The 23,197-nt window shown below is 59.3% G+C and carries 24 protein-coding genes; 14 read left to right on the top strand and 10 right to left on the bottom strand.

All coding sequences use genetic code 11. The features are described from left to right. Positions 1-3 precede the first annotated feature (3 nt). The 6 genes from SOP97_RS01485 to SOP97_RS01460 all read right to left on the bottom strand — a co-directional run bounded on the left by SOP97_RS01485 (position 4) and on the right by SOP97_RS01460 (position 6,379). Positions 4-873 (bottom strand): DUF6279 family lipoprotein, encoded by an 870-nt coding sequence (locus SOP97_RS01485; protein WP_322947856.1) that lies wholly within the window; start codon positions 871-873, stop codon positions 4-6. Between the two features lie 150 nt (positions 874-1,023). After that, a complete protein-coding gene (locus tag SOP97_RS01480; RefSeq protein ID WP_322947854.1) occupies positions 1,024-2,055 on the bottom strand; it encodes an AbrB family transcriptional regulator in 1,032 nt (343 codons plus the stop codon). After that, positions 2,048-3,556 carry a tripartite tricarboxylate transporter permease gene (locus tag SOP97_RS01475; protein ID WP_322947852.1) on the bottom strand — a complete coding sequence of 503 codons (1,509 nt, stop codon included), beginning with the start codon at positions 3,554-3,556 and terminating at the stop codon, positions 2,048-2,050. The genes SOP97_RS01480 and SOP97_RS01475 overlap by 8 nt, the downstream gene beginning before the upstream one ends. Before the next feature lies 1 nt (position 3,557). Then, complete coding sequence (locus SOP97_RS01470) at positions 3,558-4,001, bottom strand: tripartite tricarboxylate transporter TctB family protein (RefSeq protein ID WP_274087810.1); 444 nt, start codon at positions 3,999-4,001, stop codon at positions 3,558-3,560. A gap of 99 nt (positions 4,002-4,100) precedes the next feature. Then, complete coding sequence (locus SOP97_RS01465; RefSeq protein ID WP_322947850.1) at positions 4,101-5,078, bottom strand: Bug family tripartite tricarboxylate transporter substrate binding protein; 978 nt, start codon at positions 5,076-5,078, stop codon at positions 4,101-4,103. A 29-nt stretch (positions 5,079-5,107) separates the two neighbouring features. Continuing rightward, positions 5,108-6,379: an OprD family porin gene (locus tag SOP97_RS01460; RefSeq protein WP_322947848.1), complete on the bottom strand. Its 1,272-nt coding sequence runs from the start codon at positions 6,377-6,379 to the stop codon at positions 5,108-5,110. A 206-nt stretch (positions 6,380-6,585) separates the two neighbouring features. Here SOP97_RS01460 and SOP97_RS01455 point away from each other — a divergent pair, with 206 nt between their 5' ends. Together SOP97_RS01455 and SOP97_RS01450 are read left to right on the top strand one after the other, a co-directional pair. Further along, on the top strand, positions 6,586-7,257 hold the full coding sequence (locus tag SOP97_RS01455) for a response regulator (protein WP_322947846.1): 672 nt from the start codon (positions 6,586-6,588) through the stop codon (positions 7,255-7,257). After that, positions 7,250-8,677 (top strand): sensor histidine kinase, encoded by a 1,428-nt coding sequence (locus tag SOP97_RS01450; protein WP_322947844.1) that lies wholly within the window; start codon positions 7,250-7,252, stop codon positions 8,675-8,677. Before SOP97_RS01455 ends, SOP97_RS01450 begins: the two co-directional genes overlap by 8 nt. On the opposite strand, the gene SOP97_RS01445 is transcribed toward SOP97_RS01450, so the two are convergent. From SOP97_RS01445 to ygfZ, 3 genes are all read right to left on the bottom strand, one after another. Then, positions 8,667-9,428, bottom strand: coding sequence for a substrate-binding periplasmic protein (locus SOP97_RS01445; protein ID WP_322947842.1), 762 nt, complete (start codon positions 9,426-9,428; stop codon positions 8,667-8,669). The genes SOP97_RS01450 and SOP97_RS01445 overlap by 11 nt on opposite strands. 77 nt (positions 9,429-9,505) lie before the next feature. Further along, positions 9,506-10,342 (bottom strand): HDOD domain-containing protein, encoded by an 837-nt coding sequence (locus tag SOP97_RS01440; protein WP_274087815.1) that lies wholly within the window; start codon positions 10,340-10,342, stop codon positions 9,506-9,508. A 56-nt stretch (positions 10,343-10,398) separates the two neighbouring features. Next, entirely contained in the window at positions 10,399-11,340 is a 942-nt protein-coding gene (ygfZ, locus tag SOP97_RS01435; RefSeq protein WP_322947840.1) for a CAF17-like 4Fe-4S cluster assembly/insertion protein YgfZ, read from the bottom strand. Between the two features lie 249 nt (positions 11,341-11,589). Here ygfZ and SOP97_RS01430 point away from each other — a divergent pair, with 249 nt between their 5' ends. Beyond that, positions 11,590-11,844 carry an FAD assembly factor SdhE gene (locus tag SOP97_RS01430; protein ID WP_274087817.1) on the top strand — a complete coding sequence of 85 codons (255 nt, stop codon included), beginning with the start codon at positions 11,590-11,592 and terminating at the stop codon, positions 11,842-11,844. Next, the gene (locus SOP97_RS01425) at positions 11,828-12,280 is read left to right on the top strand and encodes a protein YgfX (RefSeq protein ID WP_322947838.1); all 453 of its coding nucleotides are present in this window, start codon (positions 11,828-11,830) and stop codon (positions 12,278-12,280) included. The genes SOP97_RS01430 and SOP97_RS01425 overlap by 17 nt, the downstream gene beginning before the upstream one ends. On the opposite strand, the gene nadB is transcribed toward SOP97_RS01425, so the two are convergent. Further along, a complete protein-coding gene (gene nadB, locus SOP97_RS01420; protein WP_322947836.1) occupies positions 12,249-13,865 on the bottom strand; it encodes an L-aspartate oxidase in 1,617 nt (538 codons plus the stop codon). The two genes, SOP97_RS01425 and nadB, sit on opposite strands and share 32 nt — an antisense overlap. Before the next feature lie 367 nt (positions 13,866-14,232). On the opposite strand from nadB, the gene rpoE reads away from it, so the two are divergent. The 10 genes from rpoE (at position 14,233) to era (ending at position 23,196) form a co-directional block, all read left to right on the top strand. Then, positions 14,233-14,814 carry an RNA polymerase sigma factor RpoE gene (gene rpoE / locus SOP97_RS01415; protein ID WP_274087820.1) on the top strand — a complete coding sequence of 194 codons (582 nt, stop codon included), beginning with the start codon at positions 14,233-14,235 and terminating at the stop codon, positions 14,812-14,814. A 31-nt stretch (positions 14,815-14,845) separates the two neighbouring features. After that, positions 14,846-15,439 (top strand): sigma-E factor negative regulatory protein, encoded by a 594-nt coding sequence (locus SOP97_RS01410; RefSeq protein ID WP_322947834.1) that lies wholly within the window; start codon positions 14,846-14,848, stop codon positions 15,437-15,439. A 21-nt stretch (positions 15,440-15,460) separates the two neighbouring features. Beyond that, positions 15,461-16,408 carry a MucB/RseB C-terminal domain-containing protein gene (locus SOP97_RS01405; protein WP_322947832.1) on the top strand — a complete coding sequence of 316 codons (948 nt, stop codon included), beginning with the start codon at positions 15,461-15,463 and terminating at the stop codon, positions 16,406-16,408. Next, on the top strand, positions 16,405-16,860 hold the full coding sequence (locus tag SOP97_RS01400; RefSeq protein ID WP_322947830.1) for a SoxR reducing system RseC family protein: 456 nt from the start codon (positions 16,405-16,407) through the stop codon (positions 16,858-16,860). Before SOP97_RS01405 ends, SOP97_RS01400 begins: the two co-directional genes overlap by 4 nt. Positions 16,861-16,942: 82 nt before the next feature. Next, positions 16,943-18,325 carry a DegQ family serine endoprotease gene (locus tag SOP97_RS01395; protein ID WP_411912011.1) on the top strand — a complete coding sequence of 461 codons (1,383 nt, stop codon included), beginning with the start codon at positions 16,943-16,945 and terminating at the stop codon, positions 18,323-18,325. 147 nt (positions 18,326-18,472) lie between these two features. Continuing rightward, positions 18,473-20,272 (top strand): translation elongation factor 4, encoded by a 1,800-nt coding sequence (gene lepA, locus SOP97_RS01390; protein WP_274087825.1) that lies wholly within the window; start codon positions 18,473-18,475, stop codon positions 20,270-20,272. Between the two features lie 6 nt (positions 20,273-20,278). Continuing rightward, the gene (gene lepB, locus SOP97_RS01385; RefSeq protein WP_274087826.1) at positions 20,279-21,133 is read left to right on the top strand and encodes a signal peptidase I; all 855 of its coding nucleotides are present in this window, start codon (positions 20,279-20,281) and stop codon (positions 21,131-21,133) included. Between the two features lie 104 nt (positions 21,134-21,237). Continuing rightward, complete coding sequence (locus SOP97_RS01380) at positions 21,238-21,615, top strand: DUF4845 domain-containing protein (RefSeq protein ID WP_322947825.1); 378 nt, start codon at positions 21,238-21,240, stop codon at positions 21,613-21,615. After that, positions 21,612-22,301, top strand: a complete 690-nt coding sequence (gene rnc, locus SOP97_RS01375) for a ribonuclease III (RefSeq protein WP_274087828.1) — start codon at positions 21,612-21,614, stop codon at positions 22,299-22,301. Before SOP97_RS01380 ends, rnc begins: the two co-directional genes overlap by 4 nt. Continuing rightward, complete coding sequence (era, locus tag SOP97_RS01370; RefSeq protein ID WP_322947823.1) at positions 22,294-23,196, top strand: GTPase Era; 903 nt, start codon at positions 22,294-22,296, stop codon at positions 23,194-23,196. The genes rnc and era overlap by 8 nt, the downstream gene beginning before the upstream one ends. Position 23,197: the final 1 nt, after the last annotated feature.

The raw sequence follows: 23,197 nt of genomic DNA, 5'->3' as shown, positions 1-23,197 counted from the left end.
CCTTTAAGCGGCACTGCACTGCTGCTCGGCCAGATCCCGACGTAAATCACGCAGGCGATGTCTCAGGCGCTCGCGCTGTGGTTCATCAGCACTGCTTAACAGTTGGCTCAGCAGCGTGGCCAGCGCCTGGCGTGAGCGAGCATAACTGGCGCGATAGGCGTCGCTGGAGAAGCGTTCACGGTGCTGCAATAGCTGCGTCAGTTCGGGCGCAAAGTAAGCGCTGTGGCGCTCAGCAAGCAGGGTGCGCAACTGTGCTTGCCAGCGTTGGCGATTCTCCAGCCACAGGCGGTTCTGTTCGCCAAGGCCATTGGCCCAAGCGGCGATATGCTCGGTTTGCGTACTGTTCAGGCGGCCCAGCCAGGGTCGCAGGCGTTCCTGCATGCGCGTCTGCCGTTCGCTGATCTGGGTGGCCAGGGGCGGGTCGAGGAAGTCCTGACGGTCTTCCAGATTGTCTTCATCTAGCGCCGCGTAAAAATCGTTAACCTGCTGCTCGTTCAGCCCTTGCAGCAGTTCGATGGCGGTGGGGGTGATTTCGACGCTGATGCGTTTGAGCGCGGCATCGAACTGGGCGAATTGCTCAAGCAGCTGGCTGCTGTCCGGCTGCGGCTGGTTGAGGAGGCTCTCGGTGGTATGCAGCCAGTCGATATAACGTGGTAACTCGACGCTGCAGTGCCATTGCAGGTGGGTCTGCAAGCGCGGCTTGAGCCAGGCCTGCTGCTGGCTGTTGAGGTTCAGGTAATCGTTCAGCCGCCAGGGCACCAGCCAGTCCAGATTACGGTAGGCCAGCCCCAGGCGGCTGCAGGCCGTGACCAGTAAACTCAGGCAGAGCAATAGCAGCAGAGTTTTTGCGGCGGGCCAGCGCAGTACGCTCATACACAAATGCCTCATTTAGCCAGGCCCTGAGAGTACCCCTGCGCAATGCGTCTGCGTGGTGATGGACATATCTGTTAAACAAAAATTGTTGCCGAAGCCGGCAAAAAAGAGCCCGCACAAGGCGGGCTAAATGTGGTCGTTAATGCGTTTTCAGCGGCGCTGCCAGAGCCTGAACAAGGGCTCGGCCAGGAACATCACCAGAAACAGCCGCAGCACCTGCAGGGCGGTGACCATTGCCACTGAAAGTTGCAGGGCTTCGGCGGTCAGGCACAGTTCGGTGATGCCACCGGGCATCATGCCGAGCATCAGCGCGTTCTGGCTTTCTCCGGCCAGCCAGCCCAGGCCCTGGCCCAATGCGGCGGCGGCGAGCATGGCGAGCAGGCAGAACAGCAGGATGCGCGCGAGAAAGCCCGGCGCGCTGCGAAAGAAGTTGCGGTCGAAATGACAACCCAATGCGCAGCCAATCAGCCATTGTCCCGCCTGGCCAAGGCCGTCGGGCAAGCCCAGATGCAGGTCAAAACTAACGCTGGCCACGGCGCAAACGCTCAGCGGGCCAAGCATCCAGGGGTTGGGTTGGCCCAAAAGCCCCCATAACCAGGCCATCAGCGCACCGCCAGGCAACAGCAGCGCTAACCACGGCCAACTCACCGGCGCCGGCACCGGTGGTTCGATAGGCGGCAGACTCCAGGTGAAGATTGCCGGAATCAGCAATACCACCAGCAGTAATCGCAGGCTGTGGGCGGCGGCCACCTTGGCGGTTTCGGCGTTGTGCCGTTGCGCCAGGTTGACCATCTCACTGGCGCCGCCCGGCATGCTGGCGAAGAACGCGGTGGCGCGATCGAGGCCGGCGCGGCGCAGCACGATAATGCCAATCAGGCTCAGCAGCAGGGTGAGCAGGGCGCCGAGCAGGATCACGCCGAAGTGGCTGAAGAGCTGGCCGAATACTTCACTGGTGAAATGCAGGCCGATGGCGCTGGATACCAGCCACTGGCCGGTCTTGCGCCCGCCCGGTAGCTCGGTAATCAGCCAGCCGCTGCAGCGTGCCGCGATAACCGCGAGCAGCGAGCCGATGATCCACGGCAAAGGCCAGCCGATCAGGCTGGCCAGCGCGCCGCCGGCCAGGCCGACCAGCGGAGTGGCCCACCAGCCTTGCCAGCCGGTGAGCATGGGTAACTTAGGCATTGGCCGGTTGCGCCGTGCGACGTGCACGCCACCAGCGCAGGCCTGGCAGGGCCAGCATCAGCGCGGTGAGTGACCACAGGCACAGGCTGATCGGGCTGCTCCAGAGGATGTTCAGATCACCTGCGGAGATCGACAGGGCGCGGCGCAGGTTGTCTTCCATCAACTCACCGAGCACAAAACCGAGAATCAAGGCCGACAGCGGGAAGTCCAGCTTGCGCAGGATGTAGCCGAATACGCCGAGGCCGATCATCAGTACCAAGTCGAAGGTGGTGCTGTGCACCGCGTAGACGCCGACCATGCTGATCACGGTGATCGCCGGTACCAATACCCAGTTAGGCACGCTGAGCATGCGTGAGAACAGGCCAACCAGCGGAATGTTCATCACCAGCAGAATCACGTTGCCGATAAACAGCGAGGCAATCAGGCCCCAGACCACATCGGGCTGCTGTTCAAACAACAGCGGGCCAGGGGTGATGTTGTACAGCGTCAGCGCGCCGATCATCACCGCAGTGGTGCCCGAGCCGGGTACGCCGAGGGTCAGCATCGGGATCAGCGAGCCGCAGGCCGAGGCATTGTTAGCCGCTTCTGGCGCCGCGAGGCCGCGCAGGTCACCTTCACCGAACTTGCCTGTGCTGCCTGCCATGCGCTTTTCGCTCATGTAGGTCATGGCACTGGCGATGGTTGCGCCGGCACCGGGCAGGGTGCCGATGACGAAGCCAGCGACGGCGCTGCGCACCATGGTCCAGAAGGTGAAGGTGAACTCTTTGAAGTTGAACAGCAGGCGACCGCTGGCTTTCACCGCTTTCTGGCCGTTGTGGGTTTTTTCCAGCATCAACAGCACTTCACTGACGCTGAAGAAGCCGATGACCACGATCACGAACTGGATGCCGTCGGACAGGCTGACGCTGCCGAAGGTGAAGCGGTATACGCCGGTGGTGGAGTCGACGCCGACCGTGGCCAGGGCCAGACCGATCAACGCCGCCATCAGGGTTTTCATCGGTTTGTCGCCGACCATGCCGCCGAGGCAGGCGATGGCGAAGATCATCAGCACGAAGTACTCGGCAGGACCAAAAGCCACCGCCCATTTCGCCAGCAGCGGCGCAAACAGAACCACCCCGCAGGTGGCGATGATGCTGCCGATAAACGAGCTGACGGCCGACAGCGACAGGGCTATACCAGCCTTGCCCTGGCGCGCCAGGGGGTAACCATCCAAGGTGGTCATCACCGCGGCAGCATCACCCGGTACGTTGAGCAAAATGGCGGAAATGCGCCCGCCGTATTCACAGCCCAGGTACACAGCGGCCAGCAGGATCAGTGCGGTTTCCGGCGGCAAGCCAAGGGCGAACGCCAGTGGCAGCAGCAAGGCCACGCCGTTGATCGGGCCAAGGCCTGGGAGCATGCCGACGATGGTGCCGACAAAGGCACCGAACAGCGCCATCAACAGGTTTTCCGGGCGGGTGGCGACATCAAAGCCTTGCATCAAGAAGTTCAGGGTTTCCATTTCAGCTCTCCACAAAGGCTTCGAACAGGCCGAGGGGCAGCGGCACATCCAGCAGGTAGTCAAACAGGACATACAGCAACACGCCCATCAGCACGGCGCTGATGGCGCAAGGAATCAGGCGGCCGGTAAACAGCAGGCCAAGGGCGAAAGCGGCCAAGGCCGTGCTGATGACAAAGCCAAGGGTTTCAAACAGCACGGCATAGGCGAGCAGCGTCAGCACGCAGAGCGTGGCGCGCAGGGCGGCTTTGCGGTTGAAGGTTTGCTCGAGCAAACCTGGCTTGAACAGTAGCCACAGGCTGCCGGCCGACATCAGGGTCAGCAGCAGCAAGGGATAGGCGCGCGGACCCACCGGGTCGTAGGCGAAGGGTGCCTGGAAGCCCCAGGCAATAACGGCGAGCGCGGCGCAAAACAACAGCCAGATCGCGGCGAACAGGCGAACGTACATGGCGGATTACCTAGTCGAGAATCGGGGGCAGAGCGTGGAACCGTAGGATGGGTCGGGCCGCGTAGGTCGGGCGCAGCGATACCCATCCTACGTAGCGAGTTACTGAACTAGGCCGAACTCTCCAGCCAGTGCCTTGTATTCCTCAACTTGCTTGAAGACCAAGGCTTTCAGCTCGTCGCCAGTGACTGACAACGGCAGCAGGTCGCGCTGTTCACGCAGCTTGGCGAAATCTTCGCTGACCAGCAGGGTGTCGAACTGCTGTTTCCACCAGTTGAACTGCTCGTCAGTCACTTCTGGGCCCATGTAGAAACCACGGATCACCGGCCAGCTGATGTCGTAGCCCTGCTCCTTGGCTGTCGGGATGTCAGCCAGCTTGCCTGGCAGGCGCTCATCGGACAGCACGGCGAGGATGCGTACTTTCTTCGCTGCCAGTTGCGGGGTGACTTCACCCAGACCGCTGCTGGTCACCTGTACATGGCCGCCGAGCATGGCGGTGAGGGTTTCGCCGCCGCCTTCAAAGGCAACGTAACGCAGGTTTTTTGGGTCGATGCCAGCGAGGCGAGCGATCAGTGCCGTTTGCATCCAGTCCTGGCCACCGATGGTGGCGCCAGCGCCGAAAACGATGCTGCCTGGGTCTTTTTTCAGCGCTTGCACCAGATCATCGAGGTTCTGGTAGGGCGAGTCAGCACGCACGGTGATGGCGCCGTAGTCTGTGCCGACGGCGGCCAGCCAGCGCACACCGGTTTCGTCGTAACGGCCGAATTTGCCTTGCGCCAGGTTGAGCAGCGAGCCACTGGAAAACGCGGTGATGGTGCCTGGATCATCAGCGCGCTGGGCGATCACCGCGTTATAGGCCACCGCACCAACGCCGCCGGGCATGTAGGTGACGCGCATCGGCGACTTGAGCAGGCCTTCATCTTTCAGGCCGCTCTGCGCCAGTTTGCAGGTCAGGTCGAAGCCGCCGCCGGGTTTGGCTGGGGCAATACATTCTGGGCGCTTCGGTTCGGCAGCCAGCAGTTGGCCGGCAAAGGCCATGCAAGCGGTCGCCAGGGCAATGCGAGTAAAGGCAGTTTTCATGGTGTGTTCCTCTGAACTCTTATTGTGGTTTACCAGATCGGCAACGTGTAGCCGACGATGACGCGGTTCTCGTCCGCATCGCGGGCGAAGTCGGATTTGAAGCTGGCGTTACGCAGGCGCACGTAGACATCTTTCAGCGGGCCGCTCTGCACCACGTACTTGACCTCGATGTCGCGTTCCCACTCGCCACCGGTGTCGTCGCTGCCAGCAATTTGCGCATCGCTGCCTTTGATGTAGCGGGTCATAAAGCTCAGGCCGGGTACGCCAACTTTGCCGAAGTCGTAGTCATAACGGGCCTGCCAGGAGCGTTCGTCGGCGTTGGCGAAGTCATTGATCTGTACGAAGTTGACTAGGAACGGGTCGCTGCCATCGATATAGGCGTAACCGGTGTCGCCGCTCATGTCCTGGAAGCCCAGGCCCAGTTTGTGGCCGTTGATGGCGTAACTGAGCATGGCGTTGAAGGCGCGGTTATCGACTTTTCCGGCGTTCGCCGCGCCGCTGTCCTTACTCAGCATCAGGCGTACATCGGCACTCAGGTTGCCGCTGCCCAGAGGCTGGCTGGCGAGCAGGCCGAAGAAGTGCTGACGGTAGATGTCGTCGAGGTCGGCAAAGTAGTAACGTCCGGTGAGGCCCTTGGCGAACTGGTAGTCGAGGCCCATCAGATCCAGATGGTCAGCGGTGATGCCAGCGGCAAAGCGCTTGTTCTTGCCGTTGAGGATCAGCTCTTCGGAGTTGGTCGAGGCGCGGTCGATCACTTTGTCCAAACGCCCGCCGGTAAAGGTCAAACCTTCGAATTCGGAGGAGGTCAGCAGGCCGCCTTCGAATACTTGCGGCAGCAGGCGGCTGTCGCTGGCCTTGACCACGGGCAGTTCAGGAATGTGCGAGCCGTAGCGCAGCTCGGTATTGGAGACCTTGATCTTGGCTGTCAGGCCCAGGCGACCGAACTGGTCTGGGGTGCCGCCATCGTCCTGAACAGGCAGCAGGTCGGTGCCGGTAGTGCCGCCGCCGGAGTTGAGTTTGAGCCCAACAACACCTAGGGCATCAAGGCCGAAACCGACAGTGCCTTCGGTGTAGCCGGACTGAACGTCGAGCCATAACGCCTGGCCCCACTCTTCACGCTTGTTCTGCGCAGGACTTTGCCCTTCGCGGAAATCGCGATTGAGGTAGATATTGGTGGTGGTCAGGCTGGCTTTGCTGTCGGCGACAAAGTCGGCGTGGGCAGCGGGGGCAAGCAGGGCCGTGCTGATGGCCAGGCTGAGCAGGTGTACAGGCGAAAGTGCCCGATTTGATGCAGTCGGCATCCTGTGGTCTCCATTGTTGTTTTTGTCACGGCTGCGCACCACTGCGTCAGTCGTTCAGGTCGGTGGGTCGAGCCACCTGAAACCGATGCTAGGGGGTCAAGCTTTCACCAGGCTTTCAGTTTGAAAGAAAGTCGCTGGGGCATTCGCAGCGGCCTCTGCGCCGTTACACTGGGCGCACAAGAAAAGTGCTGTGGAGTGCTATTACCGTGCGAATCCTGCTGGTCGAGGACCATCTGCCCCTGGCTGAAAGTGTGGCCCAGGCCCTGCGTGGCAACGGGTTGACCGTGGACATGCTGCATGACGGCGTAGCCGCTGATCTGGCCCTTGGCAGCGAGGATTACGCCCTGGCGATTCTCGATATCGGCTTGCCGCGTCTGGACGGTTTTCAAGTACTCGCGCGCCTGCGCGAGCGCGGCAATACCCTGCCAGTGCTGATGCTCACCGCCCGTGGTGAGGTCAAGGACCGCGTGCATGGCCTTAACCTCGGCGCCGATGATTACCTGGCCAAACCCTTCGAGCTGAGCGAGCTTGAGGCGCGGGTCAAGGCGCTATTGCGACGTACCGTGCTTGGTGGCGAACGCCAGCAGCGCTGCGGCAATCTGCTGTATGACCTGGATACCCGGCGCTTTACCCTGGCCGATAGCCTGCTGACCCTGACCTCTCGCGAGCAGGCGGTGCTGGAAGCGATGATCGCCCGGCCGGGCCGGGTGATGAGTAAGGAGCAGCTGGCCGCTCAGGTGTTCGGCCTGGATGAAGAGGCCAGCAGCGATGCCATCGAAATCTACGTGCACCGTCTGCGCAAAAAACTCGAAGGCGGCGGAGTGCGCATCGTCACCTTCCGTGGCCTGGGTTATCTATTGGAGGCAGTCGGTGACTGAGCACGGAAAGTCCGTGGATAACCAGCCAGGCAGCCTGCGCGGGCGGTTGATCCGCCGATTGGCGCTGCTATTGGCGCTGATTCTGCTGGTCAGCAGCCTGAGCGCCTATTGGAGCGCCCGACATGCGGCGGATACCGCCTATGACCGCACCTTGTTGGCCTCGGCGCGGGCGATTGCCGATGGTCTGTACACCACCGCCGAGCGGCTGAATGCCAATGTGCCCTATGTGGCGCTGGACACCTTTGCCTATGACAGCGCTGGGCGCATCTACTACCAAGTGCTGGATGTGCAGGGCGCGCTGGTGTCCGGTTATGAGGACTTGCCGCCTGCGCCAGCGGGCACCAAACGCACCGAGGATTATCCGGCGTTGGCGCGTTTCTACGATGCCGAATTCCGTAATCAGGGTGTGCGGGTGGTTAGCTTGCTGCAGCCTGTCAGCGAGCCAGGAGTCAATGGTGTCGCGGAAATCCGCGTGGCGGAAACCCAGGGCGCACGCGAGCGCATGGCCCGCGAGTTGTTGCTCGGTACTCTGCTGCGCATGGGCGTGCTGTCGCTGAGCGCGTTGCTGTTGGTGTGGTTGGCGGTGAGTGCTGCGCTGCGCCCGCTGGAAACCTTGCGCCGCCGCGTGGCAGCGCGCACCAGTGATGATTTGCAACCGTTGTCGGCTATCGGCATGCCGCGTGAGTTGCGCCCGTTGATCGATGCGCTAAACCATTTCAATGATCGGCTGCACAACCTGTTCGAGCGTCAGTCGCAATTTATTGCCGATGCTTCCCATGAGCTGCGCACACCCTTGGCGGCGCTCAAGGCGCGGGTTGAGTTGGGCTTGCGCGCACAAGAGCCGGCGGTGTGGCGCAGTACGCTGGAGGAAGCGGCGCAAAACACCGACAAATTGACCCATCTGGCCAATCAATTGCTCTCCCTGGCACGCATCGAAAGTGGCGCGCGGGCAATCGCTGAAGGTGGCGCGCAACGTCTGGATCTCAGTCAACTGGCCCGCGAGTTAGGAATGGCGCTGGCTCCGCTGGCCCATGCGCGGGGCATCGCCCTGGCGTTGGAAGCCGAGCAGCCGGTGTGGGTCAGCGGCGAGCCGACCTTGCTCAATGAGTTGCTGTGCAATTTGCTGGACAACGCCCTGGCGCATACGCCGCCCGGCGGCAATGTGATTTTGCGGGTGCTGCCGAGCGCGGTGCTGGAGGTCGAGGATGATGGCCCAGGTATTCCAGCAGAGGCGCATGAACGGGTGTTTGCGCGTTTCTATAGGCATAGTAATAAGGGCGCGGGAGCCGGTTTGGGCTTGGCGATTGTCGGTGAAATCTGCCGTGCACATCAGGCAGAGATCAGCCTGCATCAAGCCCAGCCCCATGGCTTGTTGGTTCGCGTTGCATTTGCCGCAGGCGAGGCTTGCGTTAAGGGCTGAGGCTAAGTGGTTGCTGGATTTCCAGCAGGTACTGGGCGATTTTTCCGCTTTCGCGCAACTGTTGCAGACCAAGGTTGAAGCGCTTGATCAGTTGCGCATTGCCGGGAACTTGCCGAGACAGCAGCAGGTGCATGCTGTCGGTGCGTAACGGGGTGTGGTGAAAGCTCAGTTGGGCACGCTCGGCGGCGCTGAAGTGCTGATACAGCACGTCAAAGCCTACGGCCTTATCGACCGGGAATAGGTCCACTCGGCCCGCGAGTAACTGGCGAAACGCGGTTTCATCGCTGGTCACCCGGTTGACCCGTAGTTGCCCGCTGGCTTCGGCCTGCTGAAAGGCTTTGCCGTAGTCATAGCCGCGGGTGCCGACAATGCGCTGGCTTTGCAGGTCAGCTACCTGGGCCCAGTCAAAGCTATAGCCTTTGCGGTGGAAGATGTAATAACCGCTTTCCATCACGGGGTCGCTAACAAAGAACTTGGCTTCCCGCTCGCTGTTATTCAGCCACACGGCGCTGCCGGCACGTTGGCCTTTTTTAGCCATTAGCAATGCGCGGGCCCAAGGGTGAAACTCCCACTCCACCATGATGCCTTGCAAGGCAAAGGCTTCACTGACAATACGCGAGGCAACGCCGTGGTGTGGCAGGTGTTCACCCAGGTAAGGCGGCCATTCGCCGTTGGTCAGCCGCACCGATTGCGCCGCAGCGAGGCCACAGCCTATCAGGCTGAGTAGGGCGGATAACAGCAGTGTGCGCATGAACCGTATGCCAGTTGCCGAGGTGGAGGCACGGCTGGTTGGCTTCGGTTGCATGCGGGTGTGGGCTTGTTAACGCGTTACTGAAGCATGCTCATGGCTGCTTCCATGGCAGCCGACAGGTCTTCGTCGTCATTCAGGTTCTGACTTGGGTCTAGGCCCAGTTTGCGGAACGCCGGGATCTGGCTCCAGTCCAGTTGGGTGTAGGGGTGCTCACTGCCCAAGTAGCTTTGTAGGGTGGCGACCTGAACCAGGTCGACATAGTCGACTTTGGCGCTATCGCGGGTGAAGTCCAGGTGCTGGCTGGGCACCATGGCGATCTGCTCGGGGAATTCCCAGGTGCGCAGGATCTTGTCACCGATGATGGGGTGAATCTGCTCAATCACGTGGTTGAGGCTGATTGAGTCAGCCAGCAGTTCGCTGTGCTCTTCGGCATAGGTGAGGATCGGCAGTATGCCGATCTGATGCACCAGGCCGGCGAGGGTGGCCTGGTCCGGCATCAGGCGGGTGTAGTGCTTGCACAGTACGTGGCAGATGCCGGCGATTTCGGTGCTTTTGTTCCACACTTCGCGCATCTTGCGGTCCACGACGTCGCTGGTGGCCTGGAACATCTGCTCCATCGCCAGGCCTGTGGCCAGGTTGCTGGTGTAGTTGATACCCAGGCGGCCGACGGCCATCTGCAGGTCGGTGATTTCTTTACTGGTGCGCAGCAGCGGGCTGTTGACGACCTTGATGATGCGTGCGGTCAGTGCCGCGTCGTTACCGATCACCTTGCTCAGCTCGGCAATGCCGACGTTAGGGTCTTCTGCCGCTTCGCGCACCCGCAGGGCGACTTCGGGCAGGGTTGGCAGCACCAGTTCATCTCTGTCGATAGCCAGGAGCAGTTCTTGTTGGACTTTTTCGGCAAGCTTACTCATGGGCAATTCTCTTTAGGCGGTCAGGCAAATAAGTGTAATGAACGGGTGCGCGCTGATTAGCGCTGTATTTCACGGTCTGTATCCAGTGTATACGGCAAATCAAGCACGCTTAGCGGGCTGCCTTCGGCAGAGCCTAGGTGGATATTGCCATTTAGCACTGCATCGCCCTGCAGCACGGCGAGCAGTTCGACACCTGCTTCGCTGCGCGCGGCCAGCACGACTTCACCGATGCTGGATGTATGTGTGGGCGAAAACAGTTCTGTGGCCGGTGCCGGCACTTGGCTGTCTTGAAGTTCTAGGCGATACAAGCGGCGTTTTAGCTTGCCCAGGTATTGCATGCGCGCAACGATTTCCTGGCCGGTGTAGCAGCCTTTTTTAAAGCTGACACCGCCGACCGCCTGCAGGTTGAGCATCTGCGGAATAAACAGCTCGCGGGTGCTGCCCATGACCTGACCAATCCCGGCGCGGACCTGGGCCAATAGCCAATCGTTGATCGGCGCCTCCGGCAGTTGGCTGGCCAACAACGCCTGTACGGCTTCGGCTTGGGCGGCAGGTATCCACAGCTCGGCGCGGCCATCGCTCAGGCGCAGGGCCAGCATGTCATTAGCATGGGCCACGCTGTCGGCGGCGTCAGGCAGTTCCAGGCCGAGGCTGTGTAGGGCCTTGTTGCCGCCGCTTAGGCCAATACGCAGCCACGCGCTGCTTTCATCGGCGAGCTTGGATTTGCTGAATACGGCGTATTTTTTAAGGTCGGCGAGCTGCGCTTCAAGCAGCTCGCTGGCCATCGCGAGTAAATAGCCGTCACTGACCATAACGATGCGAAAGCTCGACTGCATACGGCCTTTGGGTGTGCAGCGCGCACCGAGGCTGGAGTGGCTGTCGCTCAGGTAGTTAAGGTTGCAGGTGACTTGGCCCTGGAGGAATTTGTTGGCGTCCGGGCCGCGTACGGCGAGGATGCCTTCGTGGCTGAGGATGCAATAAAACGCGGTGTCGGCCATGGTGGATTAGGTATCGCTGGATAAAAATTAGGGTGCTCATCATAGAGTGCACCTTGCGCCTTGTCAGCGCTTGCCGCTGCATCGCTGCAGTGCATCACCCTGCTCAATGCTGTACATGGCCAATCGCGGCGGTTTCCTCGGTATACTGCGCGCCTTATTTATGGTCTGCCATTTATGGCGACCACCCTTCGGGCAGTCGCTGTGCGACGTTAAAAATGGTTTCACGCCATTTTTTCAAGGAGCAGACCTATGGTTGACTCGGTTGAACTCAATCGTCTTTTTTGGCACAGCCGTCGCGGCATGCTGGAGTTGGATGTGCTGTTGGTGCCGTTTGTCAAAGAGGTGTATCCGCACCTCGATGCCGATGATCGCGAGCGTTATCGCAAGCTGCTCGAATGCGAAGATCAGGACATGTTCGGCTGGTTTATGCAGCGTGCTGAGCCGGAAGATGCCGATCTTAAGCGCATGGTTCGGATGATTCTGGATCGTGTCCAGCCGAAGTGATGCCTTTGAATGCCAGTGGCAGCCCTCGCGCTGGCTGCTGGCAGGCTATGCGCTAGTCCTGGGGCTTGCGCTGCTCAGTCTCGCTTGGGTGGATATTCCGCTGTGGGCGTGGGGCTTGGGTGTGCTGTTCTGTCTGGCGCATGCCGCTTGGGTTGTGCCGCGACACCTGTTGCTGACGCAGCCTTGTGCCTATCAGGCGCTGCGCTGCAATCACGATGGCTGGCAGGTTTACAGTGCCGCGCAGGGATGGCAGGCCATCGAAATACACCCCGATAGCCTGGCGTTGCCGCTGATTGTCTTGCTGCGCTTTCGCCTGGCCGGGCAGCGCCGCGTGCGCTCGTTGTGCGTTGCCCGTGACAGCCTGCCACGTGAGCAGCACCGGCGTTTACGTGTGCGGTTGAAGTTCAGTCGCCATAGGTGGGCGGCAGCAAAATAGTATCTTTGGCTTCGGCCAGCTGCTGCGGGTAATCCAAGGTGTAGTGCAGGCCACGGCTTTCATGGCGCTGCATGGCTGAGCGAATCATCAGCTCGGCCACCTGGGCCAGGTTACGCAGCTCGATCAGGTCGCGGCTGACCTTGTAGTTACTGTAAAACTCGTCAATTTCATCGAGCAGCAGACGCACCCGGTGCTCGGCGCGTTGCAGGCGCTTATTGGTGCGCACGATGCCGACGTAGTCCCACATAAAACGCCGTAATTCGTCCCAGTTGTGCGCAATGATCACGTCTTCATCGGAGTCGGTGACCTGGCTGGCATCCCAGCTGGGTAGGGCTGTGGGTATTTGTACCTGCGCCAGCTGGCTGACAATGTCTGTGGCCGCCGAGCGTGCATAGACGAAGCATTCCAGCAGCGAGTTACTGGCCATGCGGTTAGCCCCGTGCAGGCCGGTAAAGCTGGTTTCACCAATGGCATATAGCCCGGGCACGTCGGTGTGGCCGTTTTGGTCAACCAGCACGCCGCCGCAGGTGTAATGCGCGGCCGGTACGACTGGAATCGGCTCTTGGGTGATGTCGATGCCGAAATCCAGGCAGCGCTCGTACACAGTAGGGAAGTGTGATTTCACAAAGTCAGCCGGCTTATGGCTGATATCCAGGAATACGCAATCAATCCCCAGGCGCTTCATTTCATGGTCGATGGCGCGGGCCACGATATCGCGCGGGGCCAGCTCGGCGCGATCATCGAAGCGCGGCATAAAGCGCTCGCCGTTGGGCAGCTTGAGTAATGCGCCTTCACCGCGCAGCGCCTCGGTGACCAGAAAGCTTTTCGCTTTGGGGTGGTACAGGCAAGTCGGGTGGAATTGGTTGAATTCCAAGTTGCCGACCCGGCAACCGGCGCGCCAGGCCATGGCGATGCCATCACCGCAGGCGCCGTCCGGGTTGCTGGTGTACAAGTAGACCTTGGCCGCGCCGCCAGTGGCGAGAATCACAAAGCGCGCGCTGAAGGTGTCCACCTCACCGCTGGTGCGATTGAGCACGTAAGCGCCCAGGCAGCGCTGGCCCTCCAGGCCAAGTTTGCGCTCGGTGATCAGATCGACGGCGACGCGCTGCTCCAGCAGTTCGACATTATTTCGCTGCTTGGTCTGTTCGAGCAGGGTGTTGAATATTGCGGCGCCAGTGGCATCGGCGGCATGAATGATGCGCCGATGGCTGTGGCCGCCTTCACGTGTTAAGTGGAATTCGAAGCCGCCATCTTCACGAGCGTGTTCATCGTCGCGGGTAAAGGGCACGCCCTGATCGATCAGCCATTGGATGGCTTCGCGGCTGTGCTCGACGGTAAAGCGTACAGCTTCTTCGCGGCACAGGCCGCCACCGGCGTTGAGGGTGTCCTCGACATGCGATTCGATGGTGTCGGTGTCGTCCAGCACCGCCGCCACGCCGCCCTGTGCCCAGTAGGTGGAGCCGTTAGACAGGTTACCTTTGCTGAGCACTGCAATGCGTAGGTGTGCCGGCAGCGTCAGGGCTAGAGTCAGGCCGGCTGCGCCACTCCCGATAACCAGAACGTCGTGTTGGTAATGTTGGCTCATGTTTGAATTCCGCGAAAAGCGACCCCTAGTATATAGAGGGGGTGGGCTGCACAATAGCCGGCTTATGACCAAGTGCGTTACTCGGGAACTTTTTAAGTGTTTCGGGTTCCATAGGCGGTTATTTATTTGCTAATTCGCCTGTCTCAGGCGGCGTTGCAGTAGGCCGGCAGTTTTGCTTGGCCCGTGTGTGATCCAGACTAAAAGCGCAGCATCGGAGTCCCTTTGCTGCGCTATTCCGTGCAGGACTTTTAAGTGATCTGCAGGAAGCTTGTTTGAAGGAGAGAACTTTTGCGCAATGCCCAAGTCTACTTTGGCAGATCGATTAATGGGTCGGCTTGCGCTCCTTCAAACCCAATGAGGAGTTTTCATGCTAACCCAGGAAGATGATCAGCAACTGGTCGAGCGCGTTCAGCGCGGCGACAAGCGTGCATTTGATCTATTGGTGCTCAAGTACCAACACAAGATTCTCGGGTTGATTGTGCGGTTTGTGCATGACACCCATGAGGCACAGGATGTGGCGCAGGAAGCCTTTATCAAGGCTTACCGAGCCTTGGGTAATTTCCGCGGTGACAGTGCGTTTTATACCTGGCTGTACCGCATCGCTATTAACACGGCGAAGAATCATTTGGTGTCGCGCGGTCGGCGGCCGCCAGAGAGTGATGTAAGTGCTGAGGATGCCGAGTTCTACGATGGCGATCACGCCCTCAAAAATATTGAGTCGCCGGAGCGCGTGCTCTTGCGTGACGAGATCGAGGCCACGGTGCACCGCAGTATTGAGCAGTTGCCAGAAGATTTACGCACAGCGCTAACCTTGCGTGAATTTGATGGTCTGAGTTACGAGGACATTGCCAGCGTCATGCAGTGTCCAGTTGGTACCGTGCGTTCGCGAATTTTCCGGGCGCGTGAGGCCATTGATCGATCCCTGCAGCCGTTGTTGCAGGAAACCTAAGGCAGCGGCGTCAGCCAAGAGAGGAACCGCCATGAGTCGTGAAACCCTGCAGGAATCGCTGTCCGCGGTGATGGATAACCAAGCGGATGAACTTGAATTAAGGCGAGTGCTGGCGGCCAGTGACGACCCAGAGCTGCGTGCAACCTGGTCGCGCTATCAAATTGCGCGTGCGGTCATGCACAAAGAGCTGCTTGAGCCGCGCCTGGATATTGCGGCTGCCGTGTCTGCCGCCTTGGCTGATGAGGCTGCGCCGGTTGCCCAGCCAGCAGCGCGTGGCGCCTGGCGCACCGTAGGGCGTTTGGCGGTTGCTGCGTCGGTTACCGTGGCGGTGTTGGCTGGCGTGCGTCTGTATAACCAAGATGACATCACCGGTGCACAAATGGCGCAGCAGGCTAGTCAGCCGGTGCTGAGCACGCCACAGGTCAGCGGTCAGGCCATGTTGGCCGGTTTTAATACGAGCGAAGAGCCTGTTGGTCCAGCGGCCAGTGCTGTAGGCCAGGGGCAGCCTGGCTGGCATGAGCAGCGCCTGCCGTCCTATTTGCGCCAGCATGCGCAACAAGCGGCCATGAGCACCAGTGAAGGTGCGCTGCCTTATGCGCGCGCCGCCAGTTTGGAAACCCGTTAAGGGTTTTCGTTAGGGAGTCGCATGCGCTTTATTCCTTTTAGCGTCCTGTTGCTGGGTAGTTGGCTGGCATTGCCTGCCGTGGCCGATGAGGGGCAGGACTTACTGCAGCGTTTGGCGGATGCTGAGCGCACGCAGAGCTTTCAAGGCACCTTTGTATACGAGCGCAATGGCAGCTTTTCGACGCACAGTATCTGGCATCGTGTTGAGGAGGATGGCGCTCCGCGTGAGCGGTTGCTGCAGCTGGATGGTTCAGCTCAGGAGGTCGTGCGCGTCGATGGTCAGGTGCAATGTGCCAGCGGCGCATTGGCCGATCAGTTGATTGACAGCCAGTTGTGGCCCGCCAGAGGGCTGGATGCTGCGCAATTGAGTGAATGGTACGAGCTGCGTGTGCTGGGTGCGGCTCGTGTGGCGGGGCGTGCCAGTCGAGTATTGGCGCTGGTGCCGCGAGACCAGCACCGTTATGGCATCGAGCTGCACATTGATCAGCAAACAGGTTTGCCGTTGAAATCGTTGTTGGTTAACGACAAAGGCCAGTTGCTCGAGCGTTTTCAATTCACCCAGTTGCAAACTGAGACTCCCGCCGTTGCTAACCTAGAACCGAGCGTCGGCTGTCGGCCCGTGCGGTTGTCGCCTGTGCAGGCTGACACTGCTGAGGCCTGGCACTCGGATTGGTTGCCGCCAGGTTTTAGTCTGAGCTCAGTTACTCAGCGTCGCAGCCCGGCATCGGATGAGTTGGTCGCCTGCCAGGTGTATGACGACGGCCTGGCACGCTTTTCTGTATTTATGGAGCCGTTGCGCGGTACGGCCGTCGAAGACATGCGCACTCAACTGGGGCCAACTGCTGCTGTTTCGCGCCGGCTGAAAACGGACGATGGTGATGTCATGGTCACGGTGGTCGGCGAGATACCGCTGGGGACCGCTGAGCGTGTGGCCTTGTCAATGCGTGCAGCCACTGAGGTGGTGCAGTGATCGAGGAGCATGGCCGCGTCGTGGCAGTCGAGTCGGGCGCTGTGTGGGTCGAAACCTTGCGTAAAAGCACCTGCTCCAGCTGCTCGGTCAAAGCCGGTTGCGGCCAGGGCTTGCTTGACCAGATCGGGGTAAGTGGGCGTCGTGGTTATGTACGTGCGCTGTCGAATCTACACCTGAGTGTTGGGGATGCAGTCATCATCGGCGTGCGCGAGGATTTGCTGGTGCGCGGCTCGCTGCTGGTTTATTTGCTGCCATTGCTGGGTTTATTTTTTGCAGCTGTGCTGGCTGATCAGCTAGGGTTGAGGGAGCCTTGGGTGATACTCAGTGCGCTGTTCGGTTTTCTGCTTGCCTGCTGCGCAGTACGTTGGCGCAGTCGTCTTACGGCCGGTGATCCGGCTCTGCAACCTGTGGTGTTGCGCGCATTGCTTGCTGGTGCCGCGGCAGCGTATTAAGACTTTTGCTGGCCTGATGGGGAGTTGTATGTCGAAGCCTGGTCTGAAATCTACCTTTACTGCGTTATGTGCCGTGTTGCTGATGGGGCAGGCACTGCTTGCCCAGGCAAGCCTACCGGATTTCACCGAGCTGGTTGAGCAGGCGTCGCCGGCGGTGGTCAATATCAGTACCCGGCAGAAGATGCCAGATCGCCCGGTGGCCGGCGCAGGTCAGCTTAATGTGCCTGATCTGGAAGGCTTGCCGCCGATGTTTCGCGAGTTTTTTGAGCGCAACATTCCCCAGATGCCGCGTGCGCCAGGGGGCGGTCGTCAGCGTGAAGCTCAGTCGCTAGGCTCCGGTTTTATCATTTCCGCTGATGGTTATGTGCTGACCAATAATCACGTGATTGCCGATGCCGATGAGATCATCGTGCGCTTGGCGGATCGCAGTGAATTGGAAGCCAAATTGATTGGTACGGATCCGCGCAGCGATGTGGCGTTGCTCAAGGTTGAGGGTAGCGGTCTGCCAACCGTCAAGCTGGGCAAGTCTGACGAGCTGAAAGTCGGTGAGTGGGTTTTGGCGATCGGTTCACCATTTGGCTTCGATCATTCGGTCACTGCCGGCATCGTCAGTGCCAAGGGTCGCAGTCTGCCGAACGAGAGCTATGTGCCGTTTATCCAGACGGATGTGGCAATCAATCCGGGCAACTCGGGTGGTCCACTGTTCAACTTGGCCGGCGAAGTAGTCGGCATCAACTCGCAGATTTTCACCCGTTCCGGCGGTTTTATGGGGTTGTCGTTTGCCATTCCGATGAGTGTGGCCATGGACGTGGCTGATCAGCTCAAGGCGGAGGGTAAGGTCAGCCGCGGCTGGCTGGGCGTAGTGATTCAGGAAGTGAACAAGGATTTGGCTGAGTCGTTTGGCCTGGACAAACCGGCGGGTGCGTTGGTGGCTCAGGTGCTAGAAGACGGTCCGGCGGCTAAAGGTGGTTTGCAAGTGGGTGATGTCATCCTCAGTCTGGATGGTAAGCCGATCATCATGTCTGCTGATCTGCCGCATTTGGTCGGTGCGCTGAAGCCGGGCGCTCGCGCCGAGCTGGACGTGGTGCGTGACGGCGCACGTAAGAAGTTAAAAGTGGCCATCGGTGCGTTGCCTGAAGATGGCGAAACGTTGGCAGGAAGCGCGGCGCCTGGCGTCGAGCGCAGCAGCAACCGTCTTGGGGTCAAGGTGGTTGAGTTGAGTGCTGAGCAGAAGAAGAGCCTCGACCTTAAAGGTGGCGTAGTGATTTCCGAGGTGCAGGAGGGGCCGGCAGCGTTGATTGGCTTGCGTCCGGGCGATGTAATCACCCACCTGAACAACCAGGCGATTAATTCGGCCAAGACCTTTACCGAGGTGGCGCAGGCACTGCCGAAAAACCGTTCGGTGTCGATGCGCGTACTGCGCCAGGGGCGTGCCAGCTTTATTACCTTTAAGCTGGCCGATTAACGGCAGTTCTAGGGAAAAAGGGCGACTTCGGTCGCCCTTTTACGTGGAGCCGCTTTGCGGCTGTGGTGACGTGCAAGGTGGCTTTCGGGTACACTTCGCGGCTATTTTCGGCGGGCAATCGCCTGCGACCTTTTCGAGTGTTGATCCGTGAGTGATTTGAGTCATATCCGCAATTTCTCCATCATCGCCCACATTGACCACGGCAAGTCGACCCTGGCTGACCGTTTTATCCAGATGTGTGGCGGCCTGGCTGATCGTGAAATGGAAGCCCAGGTGCTGGATTCCATGGATCTTGAGCGCGAGCGCGGGATCACCATCAAGGCCCACAGCGTCACCCTGTATTACAAGGCTAAAGACGGCGTTACGTACCAGCTGAACTTCATTGATACGCCGGGTCACGTCGACTTCACCTACGAAGTCAGCCGCTCCTTGGCCGCTTGTGAAGGCGCGCTGCTGGTGGTCGACGCGGGTCAGGGCGTGGAAGCGCAGTCGGTAGCCAACTGCTACACCGCGATTGAGCAGGGCCTTGAGGTCATGCCGGTGCTAAACAAGATCGACTTGCCTCAGGCCGACCCAGACCGGGTTAAGGAAGAGATCGAGAAGATCATCGGTATTGATGCCACCGACGCCGTAACTTGCAGTGCCAAGACCGGCTTGGGCGTTGATGAGGTGCTTGAGAGGTTGGTGCAGACCATTCCCGCGCCCACCGGCAATATCGAAGACCCGCTACAAGCCTTGATCATAGACTCCTGGTTCGATAACTACCTGGGCGTTGTGTCCCTGGTGCGCGTGCGCCATGGTCGGATCAAGAAGGGTGACAAGGTGCTGGTGAAGTCCACCGGCAAGATTCACCTGGTGGACAGTGTCGGCGTGTTCAACCCGAAGCACACCGCCACCGCTGATCTCAAAGCGGGTGAAGTGGGCTTTATCATCGCCGGCATCAAGGACATTCATGGCGCGCCCGTGGGCGACACCCTGACCTTGAGTTCGACGCCGGATGTTGATGTGCTGCCAGGCTTCAAACGCATCCAGCCGCAGGTTTACGCCGGTCTGTTCCCGGTCAGCTCCGATGATTTCGAGGATTTCCGCGAAGCCCTGCAAAAGCTCACGCTCAACGATTCGTCCCTGCAGTACACCCCGGAAAGCTCTGATGCACTGGGCTTTGGTTTCCGTTGCGGCTTCCTCGGCATGCTGCACATGGAGATCATTCAGGAACGCCTGGAACGTGAGTACGACCTGGACCTGATCACCACCGCGCCAACGGTGATTTTCGAGCTGCTGCTTAAGACCGGTGAGACGATTTACGTCGATAACCCGTCGAAATTGCCAGATCTTTCGGCCATCGAAGATATGCGTGAGCCGATTGTGCGCGCCAATATCCTCGTGCCGCAGGAGCATTTGGGTAACGTGATTACCCTGTGCATTGAAAAACGCGGCGTGCAGCACGACATGCTGTTCCTCGGCTCCCAGGTGCAAGTTACATATGACCTGCCGATGAACGAAGTTGTGTTGGACTTCTTCGACCGTCTGAAATCAACCAGTCGTGGCTATGCCTCGCTGGATTACCACTTCGACCGTTACCAGTCGGCCAATCTGGTCAAGCTGGATGTACTGATCAACGGTGAGAAGGTCGATGCCTTGGCGTTGATCGTGCACCGTGACAACGCGCACTACAAAGGTCGTGCGTTGACCGAGAAGATGAAAGAGCTGATTCCTCGGCAGATGTTCGATGTGGCCATTCAGGCGGCCATTGGTGGGCAGATCGTGGCGCGCACTACCGTCAAGGCGCTGCGCAAGAACGTATTGGCCAAATGCTACGGTGGTGACGTCAGCCGTAAACGCAAGCTGCTGGAAAAGCAGAAGGCCGGTAAAAAACGCATGAAGCAGGTTGGCAACGTGGAAATTCCACAGGAAGCCTTCCTCGCCGTGCTCAGGTTGGATAGTTAAGGGCTTATGTCGATCAATTTCCCGTTATTGCTGGTTATCGCCGTCGCCGTTTGTGGCGCACTGGCGTTGTTCGACCTGATCTTTCTGGCGCCACGCCGGCGAGCGGCGATTAGCACCTACCACAGTCAGGTCAGTGAACCTGATGAGGCGGTGGTGGCACGCTTGAACAAAGAGCCGCTGCTGATGGAGTACGGTAAATCGTTCTTCCCGGTGCTGGCTATCGTGCTGGTGCTGCGTTCGTTTCTTGTCGAACCCTTCCAGATTCCATCCGGCTCGATGAAGCCGACGTTGGAAGTGGGCGATTTCATCCTGGTTAACAAGTTCGCTTATGGCATTCGCCTGCCTGTGCTGGACACCAAGGTGATTGAGGTGGGTGACCCGCAGCGCGGCGATGTGATGGTGTTCCGCTACCCCAGCGATCCGAACATTAACTACATCAAACGTGTGGTGGGCCTGGCCGGCGACCGGATTGCTTACAGCAGCGACAAGCGCCTGACCATTAATGGTGAGTCTGTTGCGCAGCAGTTGATTGGCGATGAGCCCGGCAGCCTGGGCAGCGCGACGCTGTATAACGAAAAACTCGGTGAGGCAGAGCACCAGATCCGTAAGGAAATGCGCCGCTACCGTCTTGAACCTGGCCGCGAGTGGGTGGTGCCGCAAGGGCATTACTTCATGATGGGCGACAACCGCGACAACTCCAATGACAGCCGTTACTGGAATGATCCGGCCATCCCCAAGCCGCTGCTAGGCATGGTTCCGGATCAGAATATCGTCGGTAAGGCCTTTGCGATCTGGATGAGCTGGCCGGATCCTAAGTCGAGTAACCTGCCCAATTTTTCCCGTGTAGGTCTGATTCACTGACCCGCGGACGAGCTTGCGACGCTGTTAAATGCAGCCTCGCAGGCTATATATAGTCTTGCCTCCAGCCGTAATGGCTTTCACACCACTTGAATTTGGGGACAAATATGAAATCTGCACATTCGCAAAAAGGAATGTCGATTCTCAGTTGGCTGATGGTGCTTGCAGTTGTGGCCTTTTTGGCCAGCGCAGCGTTCAAGGTAATGCCGCATTACTTCGACAACATGGCTCTGGAGAAAATGATCACCTCCGTCGAAACCGATAAAGCTGTCGATGTTCGCAGCGTTAGCGACTTCTACAGCCACATCAGCAAAGGCATGCAGGTCAACAGCATTCGTGACCTGAACATGCAGGACGCAGTGAAAATTAAAGTGGAAAACAACGAGTTCCTGATACACGTGAAATACGAAAAGCGCGAGCCGTTGATCGAGAATATCGATCTGGTGGTGCGTTTCGATAAAGAATTCCGCGTGCGTATGCCGTGAGCGCGTCATTAGCCCGCCTCGAGCGGCAACTCGGGTATACCTTCAAAGACCAGGAACTGATGATCCTGGCGCTCACCCATCGCAGCTTCGCCGGGCGTAATAACGAGCGCCTGGAGTTTCTCGGTGATGCGATCCTCAACTTTGTCGCCGGCGAAGCGTTGTTTCAGCGCTTTCCGTTGGCCCGTGAGGGCCAGTTGTCACGCCTGCGTGCGCGCTTGGTCAAGGGCGAAACGTTGGCGATATTGGCGCGCGGCTTTGACCTTGGCGAGTACCTGCGTCTGGGTTCCGGTGAGCTAAAAAGTGGCGGCTTCCGTCGTGAGTCGATCCTGGCCGATGCCCTCGAGGCATTGATTGGCGCCATTTACCTGGACACCGGTATGGAGGCCGCCCGTGAGCGGGTGTTGGCCTGGCTGACCACGGAGCTGGAGAGCCTGACGCTGGTCGACACCAACAAAGACCCGAAAACCCGCCTGCAGGAGTTTTTGCAGTCGCGCGGTTGTGAGCTGCCACGTTACGAAGTGGTGGATATCCAGGGCGAGCCGCACTGCCGCTCGTTCGTGGTCGAATGTCAGATTACCTTACTGAATGATAAAACCCTGGGGCAGGGGGCTAGCCGGCGTATTGCCGAGCAGGTGGCCGCCGCTGCCGCGCTGATCGCCCTGGGTGTGGAGAATGGCAATGACTGATTTACCTGTTACACGCTGTGGCTATGTCGCCATCGTCGGCCGGCCCAACGTGGGTAAGTCGACTTTGCTGAACCATATTCTCGGGCAAAAGCTGGCGATCACCTCGCGCAAGCCGCAGACCACGCGGCACAACATGCTCGGGATTAAGACCGAGGGTGAGGTGCAGGCGATCTATGTCGATACGCCTGGTCTGCACAAAAACAACGAGAAAGCGCTCAACCGCTACATGAACAGGAATGCCTCGTCGGCGCTGAAAGATGTCGACGTGGTGATCTTTGTGGTCGACCGTACCCGCTGGACTGACGAAGACCAGATGGTCCTGGAGCGCATTCAGTACGTCGAAGGCCCGGTGATTCTGGCGATCAACAAGACTGACCGTCTGGAAGATAAAGCCGAGCTGATGCCGCATCTGGAGTGGCTGGCCACCCAGTTGCCGAATGCTGAAATCGTTCCGGTATCGGCGCAGCACGGGCATAACCTCGATACTCTGGAAAAGCTGGTAGGTGAGCGTTTGCCGGAAGGTGTGCACTTCTTCCCGGAAGATCAGGTCACCGACCGCTCCAGCCGTTTCTTCGCTGCCGAGCTGGTGCGCGAGAAAGTCATGCGCCAACTTGGCGCCGAGCTGCCGTATCAAATCACCGTGGAAATCGAAGAGTTCAAGCGCGATGGGCGCATTCTGCACATCCATGCGTTGATTCTGGTTGAGCGCGACGGGCAGAAGAAAATCATCATTGGCGACAAGGGTGAGCGGATCAAACGTATTGGCCAGGAAGCCCGCAAGGACATGGAGGTGATGTTCGACTCCAAGGTCATGCTTAATCTGTGGGTCAAGGTCAAAAGTGGCTGGTCTGACGATGAGCGCGCCATGCGTTCTTTGGGCTACGACAATATTTGAT

Source organism: Pseudomonas spirodelae (genome assembly GCF_034653255.1).
Classification (GTDB): Bacteria; Pseudomonadota; Gammaproteobacteria; order Pseudomonadales; family Pseudomonadaceae; genus Aquipseudomonas; species Aquipseudomonas spirodelae.
The sequence above is the reverse complement of the archived record's forward strand: the minus strand, read 5'-3'. Positions and strand labels throughout refer to the sequence as shown.